Here is an 18700-nt window from a genome sequence, read left to right on the forward strand (position 1 = left end):
ATTTCAAATAATTCCAACCAATTGCACTGCAACGGTTGGAGCGAAGTAACTCTGCTGTCCGTGACACAGCTAGCGGTCCCAGTAAGGGACATCACCAAAGTAGCTGGAGAGAAAATCGATAAAGTGACGCACCTTCGAGGCGAGAAACTCACGATGGCTGTACAGCGCATACAGCCCCAGCGGCTCTAATGAAAATGATGACAACACCTCTAGCTCCCCGCGTTTGATCGCTGCGCCAGTAAGGAACGTGGGCTGAATGGCGTAGCCGCGACCCAGAATGGCAGCATTGACGATCACATCGCCGTTGTTACTGGAAAAATCACTGGCAAAGTCATGAATGGAGACGTGTTTGGGCCAGTCGCGAAACCAAGCGCGCGGATCGGAATAGGTAAAACGCAAATAGTTGAGTTTGCTCAGCGCTTCAAACTGGGTTGGTTTGCCATGCCGCTGCCAGTAGTGCGGCGCGGCGCAGATCGACAAATGAATCGGGGTAATTTTTTTGGCGACCAGTGCCGAATCTTTCAGGTGACCGATGCGCAGCGCAATGTCGACCCCTTCATCGAGCAAATCCACTTTCCGGTCCGTGAGCAGCAATTCAACCTTTACGTCGGGATAGCTGTCCTGAAACAGGGCGACAGGTTTGGATAAATGGTGCACACCAAACGACATCGGTGCGCTGACGCGCAGCGTACCCGACACCTGACTCTGCAAGTTCGACAGCGCATTTTCCATGTCGTCGATATCTTGCAACACCTGCTGGCAGCGCTCGAAATAGGCCTGACCCGCCTCGGTGAGGTTGACCCGACGCGTGGTACGATTGAGCAGCCGTACTTTCAGTGTTTCTTCAAGCTGCGCGACGTATTTGCTCACCAGTTGCGGCGACAAATCCAGCCGTTCGGCGGCTTTGACAAAGTTGCCTTCGCTCACCACGGTCGTAAAGGCACGCATGGCGCTGATCTTATCCATAATTAGCAACGCTCTGTTGATAATGACGCAATGATAACGGGTTTTATCATAGTTTAGTGGATAGGTATATTGTCTGCATAGCGATAAGCCAGTGACGACACTGGCGATTGAAACAGCTTTCTGGAGATATTGCCATGATGAACCAAACACAACGCATGCCTGCCCTGTTCTTATCCCACGGTTCGCCGATGATGGCGATAGAACATTCAGAAACGACCGAGTTCTTTCAACAACTGGGGGCGAAATTGCCGAAACCGAAAGCGATCGTGATCTTTTCCGCGCACTTTGACCGCCGCGGTCCGGTGGTGATCACCAGTGGGCATACGTTGGGCACGATTCACGACTTTTACGGCTTTCCGCAACCGTTATACGACATCGAATACCCGGCCCAAGGTGCTCCGGAATTGGCGTTAAAAGCGGAGAAAATGCTCAAAGATGCGGGTATTACGGTTAAGTTAGATAAAGATCAAGGACTGGATCACGGCGCTTGGATCCCGATGCTGTATCTGTATCCGAATATTGATGTGCCGATCATTCAGGTGTCGATCAACAGCGCGATGGACGCGGTCGCGCACTTTGAAATTGGCCGCTGGTTACGTCCTTTGCGTGAAGAAGGCGTGTTGTTTGTCGGTTCGGGTGGCATCAGCCATAACCTGCGGGAGATCTTCTCGCCGATGCCGGATCCCAATCGCGTCAGCAAGGTGAACCAGTTCACCAACTGGGTCAGCGAGCAACTGGCGCGGGGTAATGTCGATGCTTTGCTGGATTATCTCGATCAGGGGCCGCACGCTCGTTTCAATCACCCGACGCCGGATCATTATCTGCCACTGCCAAGTGTGCTGGGTACCAGCTATGAGGACGAAATTGGGCAAGTGCTGCACCGCGCCATCGACCTGGAAATCCTCGCCTTGGATGCCTACGGTTTTGGTATGGCCGCTGCGTAATTAGGCCATTGTTTATAACGCCCGCGACTTAAAATCGCGGGCGTTATTGTTTTTATCTATTAATCAAATAGGGAAAAGCAGCCTGCCTTGCTACCTTGCGTTGGGTAAAGTGGCGCATGGACTCACCAACCGGACGGGCTATCTTTTCATGCGTTCACTTTCTATCACTCGCCTCGTGCGCGCCAATGCCATATTGGCTATGGCCGCGATTATTGCACTGAGCTTTTATCTGATTGTTACCTTAACCCGTGTGCAACAGCAATTCGGGATGGTGGTCGATCGTAATGTTCAACTGCTGACCACCATTTCCGATATGCGTTATTACACGGTGACTTACCGACGTTTTGCCTTGGATTACGGTCTCACCACCGACAGTCAGGAGCATCAGGCGATTCAACGTACAATCGAATTCAACGATGAGGCGGTTGCCAACACGTTGCAGCGGATGAAATCGCTGGCAGATAGCGCTGAGATTCAGTCTGCGGTATTTGATTTTGAGCACCGCATTGAAGAATATCGCGCGATGCAGCGCCATTATCTGACCCTGATTGATGCAGGGCAGATTGATGCGGCGCGTCGCGAGATGCTCGGACCGATGCTCGCGCCGTTCAACACCATTGTTGAGCGTCTGACCGAGTTTCAGCATAACTTACAGCAGGAAGCGATTCGTCTGAAAGATGACAAGCAGGCGGAGATCGAACGTGCCATTCAGTGGACGGTCGCATCCGCCGTGGTGGTGGTATTGCTGCTGCTCGCGAGTGGTTATCTTACGGCTCGCCGTGTACTGCTGCCACTCAATCGTCTCAAAGCACATATGTCGGTTGTGGGGCAGGGGAATCTGCAGACGCCACTGGCCGTCAAAGAGTTTAAGCAAGATGAGTTTGGTCAGGCGGCACAAGCCTTTATGCAGATGCAGAACAATCTGACCCAGTTGATCCTGACGGTGAAAGAGAGTGTGCACTCCTTGGATCTTGCCTCTGAAGAACTGGCCGCCAAAGTGGCGCGCACACAGCAAAGTGTCGACGCGCAGAAGCTGGAAATCGGTCAGATTGTGGGGGCCTCCCGTGAGCTGGTGGACAACACCCAGCACATCGATGCGGTGACCGAACAAGCGTCGCAGAAAAGCGCACAGGCCAAACAACAAGCGCAAATTGGCGAGCAGAGCATCGTCAGTTCGATTGCGCGCACTCAGACTATGTCGCAACTGATTGGCGATACCGGGCAGGTCATCGATGCGCTGTATCAGCGCAGCTCCGACATCGGCTTGATTTCGGATGTCATCAGCAACATCACCAAACAGACCAACCTGCTGGCGCTCAATGCCGCGATTGAGGCAGCACGCGCCGGAGAGGCAGGGCGCGGTTTTGCGGTGGTGGCGGATCAGGTCCGAGAGTTGGCGCAGCAAACCCAAAGCAGCATTGATGAAATTGGCGGCATCATCAACAACCTGCAAACACAGGCGTCCAGTGCCCAAGGGATGATGGCGCAATGCCAGTCTCAAATTGGCGAGAATCTGCAGCAGGTCGAAGAGGCGGGCGAGGCGTATCACCACATTGTGCATGCGTCAGAAGCCATTGCAGAAATGGACAGCCGGATTGCCGCATTAGCACAGTCTCAGCAAGAGTTGTCGAGCCATGTTCGCGACAGCATTGATGCCATTGCCGATTCGTCGCAGGAGATTGAATCCACAGCGAGCGACACGACGCAGACTTATCATGCGCTACAAACACAAACTGAACATTTAAAACAGTATATCGGTGCTTTTAGCGTCTAATTCTCGACTTTTATCCACTTATTCACCTGGTTCCCGAGTAAGCGTTCCCTGTTTCCATGCGCGCTTACTCGGGCTTTTTCGTTTTGGGCTCAGGTGGCCTGATGTTCGAACTGATCATGGCGAATGAAATGGTCAATTTGGCGGGCAACATAAGTGCTATAAATCATGCTGGTATGCGTGGTGCGCGTTTCCAGATGATCCGTCATGCCGGCGATTTTGGTTTCATCGACCGTCACTGTGCCATCCGACATCAGCTGGTTGCCCATTAATACCCGGCGCATGCCAAAGGCAACGGTGCCAGCAATGCTGCCCAGTTTCTGTTCAAACTGCCATTCGTCCTCATGAGTTTCCAGACCGAATTGAGTGGAATTCCCCAGTATCGCGCCGAAACCCATTTGCTGAATTTTTCCCACGATCGACGCGCCTTTGAGCGGTGAGCCGATGGTCACCACATGGGAGATTTGCGCTGCACTCGGGTGGCGTGATGCCAGATAGTGTTTGATCATTAAACCGCCGAGGCTGTGGCCGACCAACACATTCGGCTGGTCTGCAGCCAACGCTTCGTCAATGGTACGAAACACCTTTTCGTCTTTGATCGCCACGGTGTTGTAGCTCAGTACTTCGGTATCGTAGCCCAGTTTGCTCAAACGTTGCCCCAGTGGCTGCATTACAAAACCGTGCATATACAGACCGTGGAGGATGATAATTTTCATGGAACTCCTGAACGATTGGAGTGAGTGCTCTAACTGCTAATCTACTCATCTGAGGCCAAAATGCAAAGATGGCTCATTGCGAGCCATCTGGTTTCTATTTAGGAACGGCGTGAACGGTATCGCCAAACCGCGCAACCGAGCAGCAGGCTAACCAACCACAAGTTGAGGCTGCCGCCACCACTGCCGCGACTGTGACTTGGTGATGGACTGTTGAACATCGGCTGGCTGTTGTCGACGCGGGTTGGGCGCAGCGCGATTTGCTGCTGGCGCTGTTCACGCGCTTGTTGTTCGCGTTCGACCCGTTGCTGATTGTTGCGGCTGAACCCCATGCCTTCCAGCACACCCTCTTCGGTCACAATCAGCGAGGTGTAATCGGTCAGCAAGCCGTATTCCAACGCCAGTGACTCAATCGCCTGTTCGCTGTCGGCATCTTTGCTTTCCAGATAATCCATCTGGTTTTCAAGATCACGAATGGCGGAAAAGGCCCACAGACGTTCCAGCTCCGGATTCCTATCTGCCTGCGCTGGCAGCGTGACGGTGGTGTGATAGCGGCGCGTTTCACCGTCAACTTTCATCTTCAGCGTGACTTTGGCTTCACCGGGTTGGAAATAGTGGCCAAACACCGCCAGTCGTTCGCCGCGATACAGGCTGGTGAACTGCTGCGGCGTCAGGTCGGCCACCTTGACGCCATCGATATCGAGTTCAATGTCACGATACGCCTGATGGGTGAGCTTGCTGCCGATGTTCATCAGGTGTCCCATCAGATCGTCTGCGTTGGAAACTGCTGCAGAAAATCCGCTGGAGACCTGAGTCATCGGTTCAAGCAGCGGCAGGTTGGCGCTGTTGCCGAGAATAAAGGTGTAGAGACGCACATCGAAGCGGCGAATCAGATCAAGAAACTCTTTTTTCGCCGTCAACCCTACGTTTGCCACGCCGTCGGTGACCAGCACCAACCCGGTGGCGCGGTCTCTATCGAGCTGGCGCAGGCCAGTGTCCAGACCCTCATAGAGATTGGTACCTTGATCGGGTTGAATGTTGGCCAGTTGATCCATCACACGTTGAATATTGTCTGGTGAGGCACTGAGATAGCCGTTGGTCAGCTCATACGCATTGCTGTTAAACAGCACGATACGGAAGCGGTCACCGGCGGGTAGTTTGTTCAGCCCCATGCGCACTCCTTCAACCAGCGTGGCGAACTTGCCGCGCATCGATCCTGATTTGTCCAGCACGAAGACCCAATCGCGTCCCTGTGTGACGGCCGCCAAATCATCGCCGGGGGTAAACGTTAGTTTAAAGGTCCCGCGCTCACTGCGAGTCGGATCGCGATAGCTCACCATGTCGACTCGGCCGGGTAAACCATCCTGAAGACGCCAGTAGAACACTACGTCCTGATTGAGTTTAAAGCCAGTGGTAACAGCGGTCGTACTGCCATTGGATTCGTCGCCAGAGACCAGTTGTGTTGTCTGCGATGTCAGTGATGCCTGCCATTGCGATGTATCCCGCTGAGTCAGCGTGGCTTGTGGATGCGCGGGCAGGCGAACGCGGTCAACCGGATAGGACGATTTGAGATCCAGATTGAAAGAGAAAGCCTGCTCAACCACATCGTTGCGCTGCCAGAAAGACTGCGCTTGCTCATCGACGCCACCCTCTTCCATCGGATAGACGTAGCGACCGACGCCGTGGTCAAGCAGAGCATCCTGTAAGTAGACCAGTCGAATTTTCACACTTTGTTGCGGCAGGACAGGAAACACGCGAATTTCGAAATGACGATACTCGTCTTTTTCCGTCAGCGCGGTGCTGCGCCCTTGAGATTTTTGATCCTCGTAAATGGCGCGCGCTTTTTCTTTGGCCACCGCTTCGGCAATGACCGGTTTGCCATTAATCCAGTAGATAAATTCACCGACCACGGCGTGACGCGGCACCGGAAAAGTATACAGCGCTTCAAGCTGATGATCGTTGGGGTTAAAAAACTCCTGTTCGATTTGAGTGGTGGCGTAACTGTCTTCAATCACGACGTTGACATGGTGCGTCAGGATTTTCAGATCCTGCTCCTGACTGTTGATCGGTTTGAGTAGTCCGCTGGCGAAGCTGGTGGTGCTGAACAGCAGAGTCAGCAGCGCCAGAAACAGCATCGACAACAGAGTGGAAATTGGTTTTGTGGCTCGCAAAGTCGCCTCCTTTGCATTGCGTGGTCCAACCACGCTCCTGAGGCCGACAGCATGCAGCAACCCACAAAATGCGCTAAGCGCGATGTGTCAGGTCGCGCATTAGGTAACTCAAAGGGGCGTAAAAGATTACTTAGTGGTGGATTCGAATTCGGAAAACAGCGGAAAGGTCCAGCGGCGAATGGCAACAATCATCGATGTACCGTGGCGGTCTTCAAACGCCAGCGGTTGGTCATCGTGGCAGGTGGCGTAGAACTCATTCACCAGTTTCTGAATGCGTTGCTGAAGTTTCTGGTTACTTGGCAGTGACATTAGCCCGGTCGCCATCACCAGTTTTTCATCGTTGCCGGAGAAGTAGCTGCGAAAAAACGCTTCCTGTACCTGTTGCTGAAAGAAGCGTTGAATCGGCCCGCCGGCAATCCAGGCAAACGTGGGCGAAATGCGCAGCTTAATGCGATTACCCGGTAGTAAATCGATGATTTTGAGTCGATCAAGCAGTGCCAGTTTCTGAATCAGTTGCGGCTCTGAAAACTGGTATTGCTGCAACATGTCGTCGAACCGGTATCCATTGACCACACATACGGCGACCAGCAGCAGCGCTTTATCGCTGACCAACTGCTTTTCCTGTTCAAAAGTGAGGGCGCTCAACAACGTTTGCTTATCGGCAACCAGACGAAACAGCTCGGTGAGTTCCATGCCCATCAACTGACAGATGGTTGCCAGCCGTTCCAAACTGATGTGGCTGCCCTCGGCGAGCAGGCGTTTTACCGAGCCTTCGCTCAGATTCAGAGCGTACGCAATATCCTGATATTGGATGCCATGGAGTTTCAGTTGTTTTTTGAGTTCAGTAATAACGTGCTGGCATTCAGACATGCAAAATGATCTACGGCAGTGAAAACGATGCGTTCAGTATGGCACAGAGAGAGGTGGTGGTGACGGGGAACAAAAGAAAACGCGACAGAGTGAAATCACAAGCTGTCGCGTTAGAACACAATTTTATTCAAATCCATTGAATGTTAGTTCCTGATTTTTGGCGAATTAACCATTGTCACGGCTTACGAAGCCAGTTTTCACGATAGAGTTACCCGCTGCATCAGTTGCAACGAATTTCACAGTGCGAGAGCTGTTGTCGTTGTTTTTGATGGTCACGGTACCGTCTTGTGCAGTTACGTATTTTTGACCTTGAATTTCAACAGGATAGTTTGCTAGTGCCTGACCGTCTTGAGTCAAAGATACGGTTGCCAGGTTGTCGCGAGTCATCACGTTCATTTGTAGGTCAGAAGCCATGGCGCCAGCGGCAAATGTAGTTGAAAGTACTGTGGCTGCCAGAATTGAAGCGAACTTAGTCATAATTTTTTCCTCATTGGGTAGTTGTTTATTTCGCACCTCAGTGCTTGGGATAAATATTAGATCTAAGTCACATTGTGATCGATAGCAAAGATTGACTGATCATGTTCAAAAAAATTGAATAAATAATGATCAGTTTTATTTTTGGGATAGTTTCCATAGATAGTGCGAATGATGACAAACTATTTGTAATGAGAATAAAACTCAGTTAGATTCCGGTGCCTTGTTCTAACACAACATACATAAGAAATAACAATGAAGGCCCGAGCCAACACTCATCCACTCTTTTTGGCTGTGCTTGCCGGTTTATCCGCGCAGGCTTTTGCAGCCGATGACACTTCGCAAAACAACACGGCGCCCGCCAGCAACGATACCGTGACCGTTTACGGCCGCGCACTGTCGCTCTACCGCGCGCAAGAAACGAGCTTAGCCACCAAAACTCCCACGGCGATTGACGATACACCGCAGTCGATTCAGGTGCTGCCGCAACAATTGATTGAAGACCAAGGCGCGCGTCAGGTGACCGACTTGTATCGCTCGATCAGTGGCGTGAGCCAGTATTCCTACTCCGGCGTGACGTTTCGCGGTTTTCGCCAAGATCAGATTCTTTATGATGGCGTGCGCGGCGACCCGTTCAACGGTTTCGCCATTCCGCAGCTGTTCAACATTGAGCAGGTGGAAGTGCTGAAAGGCCCGTCTTCTGCGGTGATGGGCAGCGGGGAACCGGGCGGCGTGATCAACTATGTGACCAAAAAGCCGACCTACGACACCAAACGCCGCGTGTCAGTGACGGGTGGAAATCAGGATTTTGTCAGCGGCAGTGTGGAGCTGTCGGGGCCAGTAACCGACGACAAAAGTCAGCGCTACCGCGTCGCGATTTATCAGGACCACGAAAACCCGTCACGCAACAACACCGATGTGCGCAACCGAATCATCGATTTGGGCTACGCGTGGGACATGACGGATAACACTACGGTGACGGCGCAGTTTACCGACATCATTCAGCATTACGGCGGCGCACGCCTGCGTGGTATTCCTACCGATGATGACGGCAACTTCTTGGCTGACATCGACTGGAACGCTAACGAAGCTTCTGACTTTCAGGACTTAGAAGCGCAGGTGTACCAGATGCGCGTTGACCACAGTTTCAACGACTGGTTGAGCGGTGATGTGACGCTGCGTTACTACGAAAACACAGAAACGCAGAAGTATCACGAACCCAACGGCTTAGTGGATACCGATGGCGACGGCGTAGTGGATTGGAGCAAGCGTCAATATCGCGATCAGGTTCGTCATAATAAAGCGGGGTCGGTGACGGCAAACTTGGTGGCGGAATTGGGCGATCATACCGTGCTCATCGGTGGTGATTATTACCGTCTCGACGAAGATTATGTTTATTACCGCGCCAATGTGGACGGCATCAGTCTGACTGATCCGGAATATGGCGCGGATACGTCCAGCTACAACCTGACGCTTGCCAAGCAAACCGATTCGCGTTCGCAGCGTTATGGCGCGTATGTGCAGGATCAGTGGGCGGTAACCGAGCGCTGGAACGTGCTGTCGGGCCTGCGCATCGACGGTTACAAGGACACAATCAACGACATCAAAGCGGGCAGCGAGAGCGATTATACCGGTTCTGGCATGTCTTACCGCTTGGGGTCTACGTATCGCATCAACGATCAATGGCATCCGTATGCCGTCGTGGCGACGGGTTTTGTGCCGCAGGATGTGTCTGACCAAGCGGAGTCGAACGGTGGCCCGTTTGATCCGGAAGAGAGCCTGATGTACGAAACGGGTGTGCGCACCTACTGGCTGGATAATGCGCTGAACGTCAATGTGGCGCTGTACCACATCATCAAAGAGAACATTCTGCAAACGGATCCGGACGATGACACGCGCTCAGTAGCCTACGGCAAAGTGCGCAGCCAAGGCGTCGAAGTCGACATGCTGGCGGATTTAACCGACAACTGGAGCGCCAATCTGAGCTACGCCTACAACGACACGCGCGTGAAAGAAGCGTACGACGGCATCAGCGGCACGGTCGGTACTCGATTTGCCAACGCGCCGCATCACCAGCTGGGCGTGTGGACGCGCTATGACATCACCGCCATCGACTCGTCCGTTGGCTTTGGTGCCGATCACGTCAGTGAACAGTACAACCAGAGCGGCCAGACGGTGAAAGCCTTCACCGTGTTTGATGCGTCATGGCAGACCCGCTGGCAGCAGTGGCAGTTCCAGCTCAACGTGAAGAACCTGTTTGATAAGAAGTACGCGGTGAGTGGATTCATCGACCGAACCGGTTCCTTCCCGGGTGAGCAGCGTCGTCTCTACCTCACGGCGAGCTACGATTTTTAAGTGTGACGATCAGGTCCGGTATCCGCTGGACCTGTTTCGTTTTGAGCGTGGCTCAGTCCGTTTAGTGATGGAATGTGAATAATTCTCAATAAAATTTGCATTCATTTTGTGAGCTAAATCATTACAATCACCGATGGCGATGCGGCCGATGAATGTTAACTCCCAATCAAATAGGTAAAGAACAATGAAATGGTGTCGATGGATTGCGCGCAGCGTTGTGCTCGTCAGTGGCTGTCTGAGTTTGATGGCCTCTGCCGTAACCGTGACGGACAGTCACGGAGAATTCACCTTGAATCAGGTGCCTCAGCGCATTGTTGCGCTGGAATTTTCTTTTGTGGATGCGCTGGCCGCGGTGGATGTCAGTCCGGTGGGTATTGCGGATGACAACGACCCAAGTCGATTGCTGCCTGCGGTGAGTGCAAAACTCGGCCAGTGGCAGTCGGTCGGCACACGCTCTCAACCGAGTCTGGAAGTGATTGCGTCTCTGAAACCGGATCTGATCATCGCGGATGTTGATCGTCACTCCGCAGTGTATCGCGATTTGTCGAAAATTGCGCCGACGCTCTTACTGCCTTCGCGTCGCGAAACTTATGAAGATAACCTGAAATCGGCGGCGATCATCGGCAAAGTGATCGGTAAAGAGGCCGAAATGCAGCAGCGTTTAGCGCAGCACCATCAGTTGATGGACCACTACGCGGCGCAGTTGTCTGGCCTGAACAATCAGACCGTGCAATTTGGTGTTGCGCGTGAAAATGACTTTTATGCGCACTCGGCCGAATCGTACGCAGGTGGCGTGATTCATGCGCTGGGACTGGCTGCACCAACTGGGCTGAAAAATGAAAATGCATCACGCCAAATCAGTTTAGAGCAATTGTTGGCACTCAACCCGAACTATCTGGTGGTCGGCGATTACACCGAAAAGAGCATTGTCAGCCGTTGGCAGAAACAGCCGCTTTGGAATGTGCTTAGTGCGGTGCGAGCCAAGCAGGTGCTGCATGTGGATGGCAACATGTGGGCGCGCTGCCGCGGCATTCTGGCCGCGGAATACATGGCGGCGGATCTGGTGAAGTTGGTTCAATCCTGATGAGGTTGACGCCATCGATTCAACGAACGGGCGTGGTGATCACGCTCGTTGTGTTTATGTTTCTCGTCGCCTGGTGCGCACTGTTTGCTTACTCGGCGGTGCCAGTGTCTGCGGCGGATGCGCTGACGGCACTGTGGGCGCCGAATGAGCAGGTCATTGCGCATGTGATTGTGCGCGATATTCGCCTGCCGCGGGTGCTCGATGCCGCTTTGGTTGGCGCCAGTCTGGCAGCGGCCGGAACGTTGATGCAGGGGCTGACTCGTAACCCGCTGGCGTCACCCAGTTTGTTTGGGGTGAATGCAGGTGCGGCGCTCGGCATGGCGCTAGTGACCACGGTGTTTGCCGCTTCATCGCCACTCAGCAGCCCGCTGGCTGCGATGATTGGCGGGCTGAGCGCGTGGTGCTTGGTGATGATGCTCGGCGGCGCGTGGAAAATGGGCTCTGAACGCGGGCAACTGGTGCTGGCGGGGATTGCCATCTCCGCGTTGTGTAGTGCCTTGACCAAAACCAGCGTGATTCTGGTGGAAGATCAGGCCGCCAGTGTGATGGCATGGCTGGCTGGCTCGTTTGCCCATGTGGAGTGGCGCACTTGGCACATGAGTTGGCCGCCACTGTCGCTGGCGCTGGTGCTCAGTATGTTGCTGGCTCCGAAAGTGAATGTACTGGCGATGGGTGATGAGCGGGTGAAAAGTCTGGGCGTGAACCTAACGCTGCTGCGCGTGCTGGTGGGGCTGGCGGTGCTGGTGCTGGTTGGCATCAGTGTCAGTACGGTCGGCGCGATTGCATTTGTGGGGCTGATTGTGCCGCACATGGCTCGCCTTCTGGTCGGTTACGATCACCGAATTTTGCTGCCGGTGGTGATGCTGCTGGGCGCCATGCTCACGCTCGGCGCCGATATCATCAGCCGTGCGGTGGTGTTCCCTACTGAAACACCCGCAGGGGCAGTGTTGGCGCTGATTGGCGCGCCGTGCTTCCTCTATCTGGTGAGGAAAAAGCAATGAATCCGATCCGTAAAACGCAACTGATTCTGTTGTGCCTGCTGGTGCTGGCAGCTTTAGCCAATCTGAGTTTGGGCGCGGTCAATCTCAGCACGGCGCAGGTGTGGGATGGCCTGTTTCAAGGCAGCGAACACTATTTCACCATTCACGACTATCGCCTGCCCCGCGTGTGGATTGCACTGCTTGTGGGGGCGATGCTCGCCACCGCGGGCGTGTTGATTCAGGGCGTGATTCGCAACCCGCTCGCCTCGCCGGACATTCTTGGCGTTAGCCATGGCGCAGGGCTTGCAGCGGTCGCGCTGATGACGCTGTGGCCGACCCTCTCCGTCTATTGGTTACCGGCAGCGGCGCTGGCAGGCGGGTTGGCCTCGGCGGTGGTGCTGGCGCTGGTGTGCGGTGGCCAAACCGCGCCGGTCAAACTGGCGATTACCGGTGTAGCGCTGGCGGCGTTGTACGGCAGTGCGATTGACTTTTTGATCCTCACGCAGCCGCTGGAAATCAACAATGCGTTGCTGTGGCTGACCGGCAGTTTGTGGGGGCGCGGCTGGTCGCAACTGACGCTGCTCTGGCCGTGGTGGGTGCTGCTTCCTGTGGTGCTGTGGCTCAGCCATGCGCTGAATCTGCTCACGCTGGGCGATGAACGCGCGACAAGCCTCGGAATTTCGGTCGCTTGGGTCCGCGCGGGCGCACTGCTGGTGGCGGTCATCTGGACTTCAGCGGCGGTTGCGGTGTGTGGGCCGCTCAGTTTTCTCGGCTTGGTCGCACCGCATCTGGCGCGGCAACTGGTGGGCGGCCGCCACCAACAGCTGCTGCCGACGGCGATGCTGGTCGGCGCTCTATTGCTGCTGGTGGCCGATCTGATCGCGCGTATCATCCATCCGCCGCTGGAACTGCCCGCAGGGATCCTGACTGCGATCATCGGCGCGCCGTACTTTTTATATCTGTTAATGAGAATGAGATAAGCCATGCGTTTAACCACTGAAAATCTGATTGTCGGCTACGGCAAAGGGCCGATCGTGAACGGTGTGGATGTCGTCATTCCGGAAGGCAAAATTACTGCGTTGCTCGGCCCCAACGGCTGTGGCAAATCCACGTTGCTGAAAACCTTGTCACGCATTCTCCATGCCGAAAGCGGACAGGTGTTGTGGCAGGGCAAACCGATCGAGCAGGTTCCGTCGCGTTTGTTGGCGCAGCAACTGGCGCTGTTGCCGCAATCGCAGGAGCCGCCGGAAGGGGTGAGTGTGCGCGAGGCGGTGGCGTATGGTCGCAGCCCGTACACCGGATTTTGGGGCCAACTGTCCAGCGAGGACAAGCGTATTGTCGAGCAGGCGATGCGGGCGACAGGCGTGGCGGAATTTGCCGACCGCGCGGTGTCGGATTTGTCCGGCGGTCAGCGTCAGCGCGTGTGGCTGGCCCTGACTTTAGCGCAAGATACCGATTTTGTGCTGCTCGATGAACCGACGACTTACCTTGACATTAACCATCAGGTCGAACTGATGAAGCTGATGCGCCTGCTCAATCAGCAGGGCAAAACCATTGTCACCGTGCTGCACGACATCAATCAGGCGTGCCGCTATTGCGACCACCTGATTGTGATGCAGCGAGGGCGCATTGTTGGCGAAGGGGCACCCGGCGACGTGATGACGCCGCAACTGCTCGCCAGCGTGTTTGAACTGGATGCGGAAATTCACCGCGATCCGATTGCTGGCACGCCAATGTGCATTGTCCGCTGATCTCTGCGCGCATTCCCCAGCGGTTTCCCGCTTGAGGTTGAGGCCTTGAACCTCGCCCAAGCGGGAACATTTTTCTTGTCTACGCCCCGATGAGCGCTCTCCCTCTTTGCTTCTGCGCCCAAGGTTTCAGCCGGGGGTAGGATGCTTTTTTCACCCGATCGCGCTGCAATGGCAGCATGACATCAACGAGGTGAACATGAACGCAAGACAACAAGCCCAACAACACTTTGATCAAAGTGACGCACCGCTGATCGTCGGTGACCTGAGCCACTGCCCGTTGCCGCCGGAGCAACTGGCGACATTAAACGCCGATTCGCCATACGTGGTTGAGGTGATTGGTTCTGGCCTGACTGCGGAGGTGTTTCACCTGCGGGTTAACGGGCGGGATTACAACCTGAAAAAACGCCGCCACACGGCCAAAGTTGCCAATCTGGACGGGCAATATTCGTTTCTCAACGAAGTGCAGCGCAGGCGAGATTTTGAGGCACTGAAAGCAAATCCGGCCACCGCGCCGCGCTTTGCCCATATTGTGCCCACGCTCTATGCGGATTATCGGTTGGGCATTCTGCTCTCGCCGTGGATTGACGGACAACACATCCAAACGCTGACGCCGGATTTGATGGAGCAACTGTTGGTGACGCTGGAGGCATGCGAAGCACAAGGTCTGATGGAGTGGGATCTGTGCGGCGGGAATATGCTGGTGGACAATGACGGTCAGCTGTGGCTGTTTGACTTTGGCTACATGTACCCGTTTGATCCGCTGCGCGAGTTCAACAGCAACGGCACACAAGACCCGATGTTTCATGCGGTGGAACGTTTTGAAACCCGCTTCTTCTTTGGCTGGTTGCTGTCAAACGCACTGACAGAGAACCAGCAACTGACTCTGTTCCGCCAACTGAAACAACGGGCTGTGGCGAGTTATCAGCGCAAAGTGGATTGGCTACACACCCAGCAGGCGACTTCACAAGTGCTGGCGCATTACCGCCAAATCATTGAGCGTTGGCAAACGGCGCTGAGCAGTGAACACGCGTTAGCTCATCTGTTTCAACTGGAGGCGTTCCGCTCTCATGTACTCGATATTGAAGACGATCTGCACGGTCAGTCGTGCACGCCTCTGACCCTGAAACGCATCGATTACGTGCTGGATGTGATTGTGAACGATTACCCCAATATCGCGCAACATGGCGGGCTGTTTTATGCCAATCACGGCAAATCAGCCACGCAACTGACGAATGATTATCAACGCAAGCGCGAGCTGGTGCAGCAGTATCAGCTTCGTTAGCCCAGCAATTCGTCAACTTGGCGATGGGTTGGTTCAGAGCGCCGTTTGCGCCGCGCAGCCCGTTTACTCTTCATGAACGGGCTCATCATGAACGGACTGCAATTTGTGCTGAATCAGTGCCGTCATCCAGTCCATCAAAACGCGGACCCGCTTGGCCAGATGTCGGCGGTGCGGATAGAGCAGGTACACGGGCAGCGGCTGACAGGTATAATTTGCCAGCACTTCAACCAATTGACCGCTGGCGACCAGCTTACGCACGCCCGATTCCGGTGTTTGAATCAGCCCGATACCCGCCAAACACGCGGCGGTGTAAGACTCGGCATTGTTGACCGTCAGCGCGCCCGCCATGTCGATGGTGCGCAACTGCTCGCCGTTCCAATATTCCCAACCGTCCGGCTGACCGCCGAGATTTTGCGCGTAGTGCACCAGTTGATGGCGCGATAAGTCGTCCTGCGTCTGCGGCTCGCCATGGCGCGCCAGATAGTCGGGGCTGGCATAGGTACGTACCGCCATGTCACACACCTTACGTGCGATCAGCGCTGAATCACTCAACAACCCTGCACGAACAACAAAGTCAAACCCTTCCCGCACCACATCGACGCGGCGATCGGTGCTGCTCAGCTCCAGTTGAACGCCCGGATGTTGCTGCAGAAATTCGGCCAGATGCGGCACGACCACGCCTTTTGCCATTCCCGTTGGCATGTCGACCCGAATGCGCCCGCTGAGCTGCTGCTCTGTTTGGACGAATAAGGTATCGAGTTCTTCAAATTCAGCCAGCAGATCGAGGCAACGCTCATAGTAGGTGCGCCCGTCAGGCGTTAACGACACTTTGCGTGTAGTGCGTTGCAAAAGGCGCGCGCCTGCCTGCGTTTCAAGCAGTTGGATGTGATTCGATACGCTGGCTTTCGGCAGCCCTAGCTCTTCGGCGGCGCGGCTGAAGCTGGCAAGCTCCGCAACGCGCACAAAGGTGTGCATGGCAGTCAGGCGATCCATGGATGGCTCCAATTATTCATAAATAATGAACAGTGTAATCAATTTGTCGCTGTTTATCTGATTTATGTTGGCTAATAAGCTGTGTTGACTGTAACCCAACACCAAAAAGGAAACTCCAATGGATTCTCGTATTGCTTTGATCACCGGTGCCAGCCGTGGGCTGGGCCAAAATGGCGCACTGAAACTGGCCAAACAGGGCGTGGATATTATTCTCACCTACCACAGTCAGGCCGAGCAGGCGCAGCAAGTGGTGGCCGCGATTGAAGCGCTCGGCAGCAAAGCGGTGGCGATTCAGCTCGACACCGGCAACATCAGCGAATTTGAGCCGTTTGTGGCCGAAGTGAAGCAGGTTTTAGCCACACACTGGCAGCGTGACGATTTCGATTTTCTGGTCAACAATGCCGGCATTGGTATGGATGCCAGCCTGACCGACGCCAGCGAAGCGCTGTTTGATCGCCTGTGCAATATTCATTTCAAAGGTGTGTTTTTCTTGACGCAGGCGCTGGCCCCTTTAGTGCGCGACGGTGGTCGCATCCTCAACGTCTCCACCGGCCTGACCCGTTTTGCCATGCCGGGCAAAGGGGTGTATGCCGCGATGAAAGGAGCGATTGAAGTCTATACCCGTTATCTGGCCAAAGAGCTGGGCAGCCGGGGGATTCGCGTTAACGTTCTCGCGCCGGGGGCGATTGAAACCGATTTTGGCGGTGGCGCGGTGCGTGATGTGGAAGCGATCAATGCACTGGTGTCGGCCAATACCGCGTTGGGTCGCGCGGGGTTACCGGATGACATCGGCGGCGTGATGGCGTCATTGTTGGTTGGCGACACCGGATGGATTCAAGGCCAGCGCATCGAAGCGTCCGGCGGCATGTTTCTGTAATCGCTTATTTGTTGATGAGATTAAAAAAGCCCCGAGCGATACGCTTGGGGCTTTCTAATTACAGCACAGTGATTAACGTGGGAACTGCGCAACACCGGTAGCCAGAATGTGGTCGGCGATGTAGCGATGCGTTGCCGTGGTTGGGTGAGTCACATCCCAGAACACAAAGCGGTCTGAACCGGATGAGGCACACTCGGCTGCCAGAGCATGCGTGTAGAGATAATCCGCCGCAGAGCTGCGCTGAATATCAAGACATGGCGCGCTGGCATTATCAAAGCCGTGCGCGGCCGGGTCGGCGATCATCTGATCAAACAGCGTGTAGGCGTCAAACAGCGAAACGTTGATGCCCTGCATCTGGAAGTAACGTGCCTGCTCACGAATGAACGCGTTCATGCCAATCACTTTGGCGCGCACCTCGTCGATGTGTTCCTGCGTTGAATATTGGAACTGCGGCGCGCGCGTGGCATCCGGCAGAGTCAACAGCACCAGATTTTTCGCCCCGGCTTCCACCAGACGAATCAGCGCTGAGCTGTAATCTGCTTTGACGTCTGCCAGTGAACGGTCGTAGTTCATAAAATCATTCAGACCGAATTCGAGTGTAAACAGCGTGTTCTCCGCACGGTAATTCGGCGCCATCTCCATGTAGGTCAGGTACGAACTGACCTGTTCATTCACGCCAGTCAGCGCCCAGTATTGATTGCGCCCCGCCGCGCCGCCCACGGCCCAGTTGTAGAGGGGCAGCCCCAAACCTTGCGCCAGATACTCGGTCCAGACAAACCCGTTTGAGAAGTGGCCGACAAACCAGGAGTTCGGGTTCGGGAAGCGCCATTGCGAGGCGTTAAAAATGTTGCCCGTGTCCGACAGGCTGTCACCAAAGGCGATCACCTTATTGATTTTGCTTGGCGCGTTGGCAACATCGTTGCTCCAGATGGTGTGGTTGTAGGAGAAACGGGTATCGGCCGCGGCATAGGTGATGTCGGCAGTATCGTGGGTTAACCCCAACGTCTCTGCACAGCGTTGCATGATGGTATCGGGCTGAGTATCGGTATAGAACATGTTTTTGTAACTCACCGATGACCACCAATAGCCATCAATGGTGAAATCACTGCCGTCCGCGTTCTTCGCCCACTCCCAGGTGGTGTAAGGATCATTATGCGTCGCAGCCGGACGATACCAGCAGCGAACATAGGTGTACGTCTGACTGCCCAGCGTCTGCGCGGAATCCGCTTCGGACGGCGCGATGAGTGGCGCTGGATTGACGTCGTTTGCCAAGACTGCTGGAGACACGGCGCTCAGGCTCGCGATCAGCAGGGAGAGTTTTAATGTCATAGTGTCTCTTCTTATTGTTTACGTTGTTTTCCCGACTCCGTTTTGGACGCACTCGCCCGTGCAGCGAAAAAGGGAAGTTAGCCACTGACTTTCTGGTCGGAGGTGTACGGTGCGGAATATATTCATACCGCCAATGCAAT

16 protein-coding genes are annotated in these 18700 nt (G+C 54.7%); 9 read left to right on the top strand and 7 right to left on the bottom strand.

Annotation, left to right across the window (positions count from 1 at the left end):
- Positions 1-69 precede the first annotated feature (69 nt).
- Positions 70-966, bottom strand: coding sequence for a LysR family transcriptional regulator (locus JIG40_RS13220; RefSeq protein WP_075989843.1), 897 nt, complete (start codon positions 964-966; stop codon positions 70-72).
- Positions 967-1100: 134 nt separating this feature from the next.
- Here JIG40_RS13220 and JIG40_RS13225 point away from each other — a divergent pair, with 134 nt between their 5' ends.
- On the top strand, positions 1101-1910 hold the full coding sequence (locus tag JIG40_RS13225; protein WP_154182833.1) for a class III extradiol ring-cleavage dioxygenase: 810 nt from the start codon (positions 1101-1103) through the stop codon (positions 1908-1910).
- 148 nt (positions 1911-2058) lie between these two features.
- Positions 2059-3684, top strand: coding sequence for a methyl-accepting chemotaxis protein (locus JIG40_RS13230; RefSeq protein ID WP_199465461.1), 1626 nt, complete (start codon positions 2059-2061; stop codon positions 3682-3684).
- An 89-nt stretch (positions 3685-3773) separates the two neighbouring features.
- On the opposite strand, the gene JIG40_RS13235 is transcribed toward JIG40_RS13230, so the two are convergent.
- From JIG40_RS13235 to JIG40_RS13250, 4 genes are all read right to left on the bottom strand, one after another.
- Positions 3774-4397 (bottom strand): triacylglycerol lipase, encoded by a 624-nt coding sequence (locus JIG40_RS13235; RefSeq protein ID WP_199465462.1) that lies wholly within the window; start codon positions 4395-4397, stop codon positions 3774-3776.
- Between the two features lie 98 nt (positions 4398-4495).
- On the bottom strand, positions 4496-6529 hold the full coding sequence (locus JIG40_RS13240; RefSeq protein ID WP_199465491.1) for a VIT and VWA domain-containing protein: 2034 nt from the start codon (positions 6527-6529) through the stop codon (positions 4496-4498).
- Positions 6530-6691: 162 nt separating this feature from the next.
- Positions 6692-7435 carry a helix-turn-helix transcriptional regulator gene (locus tag JIG40_RS13245; protein WP_020329676.1) on the bottom strand — a complete coding sequence of 248 codons (744 nt, stop codon included), beginning with the start codon at positions 7433-7435 and terminating at the stop codon, positions 6692-6694.
- 165 nt (positions 7436-7600) lie between these two features.
- On the bottom strand, positions 7601-7912 hold the full coding sequence (locus JIG40_RS13250) for a hypothetical protein (RefSeq protein ID WP_032082112.1): 312 nt from the start codon (positions 7910-7912) through the stop codon (positions 7601-7603).
- Between the two features lie 252 nt (positions 7913-8164).
- Between JIG40_RS13250 and JIG40_RS13255 the strand changes: the two genes are divergently transcribed.
- From JIG40_RS13255 to JIG40_RS13280, 6 genes are all read left to right on the top strand, one after another.
- On the top strand, positions 8165-10264 hold the full coding sequence (locus tag JIG40_RS13255; protein WP_061055994.1) for a TonB-dependent receptor: 2100 nt from the start codon (positions 8165-8167) through the stop codon (positions 10262-10264).
- A gap of 184 nt (positions 10265-10448) precedes the next feature.
- Positions 10449-11348 (top strand): Fe(3+) dicitrate ABC transporter substrate-binding protein, encoded by a 900-nt coding sequence (locus tag JIG40_RS13260; protein WP_199465463.1) that lies wholly within the window; start codon positions 10449-10451, stop codon positions 11346-11348.
- Entirely contained in the window at positions 11348-12349 is a 1002-nt protein-coding gene (locus JIG40_RS13265; RefSeq protein WP_199465464.1) for an iron chelate uptake ABC transporter family permease subunit, read from the top strand. The genes JIG40_RS13260 and JIG40_RS13265 overlap by 1 nt, the downstream gene beginning before the upstream one ends.
- The gene (gene fecD, locus JIG40_RS13270) at positions 12346-13308 is read left to right on the top strand and encodes a Fe(3+) dicitrate ABC transporter permease subunit FecD (protein WP_199465465.1); all 963 of its coding nucleotides are present in this window, start codon (positions 12346-12348) and stop codon (positions 13306-13308) included. The genes JIG40_RS13265 and fecD overlap by 4 nt, the downstream gene beginning before the upstream one ends.
- A gap of 3 nt (positions 13309-13311) precedes the next feature.
- Positions 13312-14079 carry a Fe(3+) dicitrate ABC transporter ATP-binding protein FecE gene (gene fecE / locus JIG40_RS13275; protein WP_020329683.1) on the top strand — a complete coding sequence of 256 codons (768 nt, stop codon included), beginning with the start codon at positions 13312-13314 and terminating at the stop codon, positions 14077-14079.
- Between the two features lie 196 nt (positions 14080-14275).
- On the top strand, positions 14276-15361 hold the full coding sequence (locus JIG40_RS13280; RefSeq protein ID WP_199465466.1) for a phosphotransferase: 1086 nt from the start codon (positions 14276-14278) through the stop codon (positions 15359-15361).
- A 63-nt stretch (positions 15362-15424) separates the two neighbouring features.
- Here the strand turns inward: JIG40_RS13280 and JIG40_RS13285 are convergent, their stop codons facing one another.
- Positions 15425-16354: a LysR family transcriptional regulator gene (locus tag JIG40_RS13285; protein ID WP_199465467.1), complete on the bottom strand. Its 930-nt coding sequence runs from the start codon at positions 16352-16354 to the stop codon at positions 15425-15427.
- Positions 16355-16472: 118 nt separating this feature from the next.
- On the opposite strand from JIG40_RS13285, the gene JIG40_RS13290 reads away from it, so the two are divergent.
- A complete protein-coding gene (locus tag JIG40_RS13290; RefSeq protein WP_199465468.1) occupies positions 16473-17231 on the top strand; it encodes an SDR family oxidoreductase in 759 nt (252 codons plus the stop codon).
- 72 nt (positions 17232-17303) lie between these two features.
- Here JIG40_RS13290 and JIG40_RS13295 read toward each other — a convergent pair whose 3' ends face one another.
- Positions 17304-18560 (bottom strand): SGNH/GDSL hydrolase family protein, encoded by a 1257-nt coding sequence (locus JIG40_RS13295; protein WP_199465469.1) that lies wholly within the window; start codon positions 18558-18560, stop codon positions 17304-17306.
- Between the last annotated feature and the right edge of the window lie 140 nt (positions 18561-18700).

This window comes from Vibrio sp. bablab_jr001, from assembly GCF_016464285.1.
In the GTDB taxonomy this organism is placed as follows: Bacteria; Pseudomonadota; Gammaproteobacteria; order Enterobacterales; family Vibrionaceae; genus Vibrio; species Vibrio fluvialis.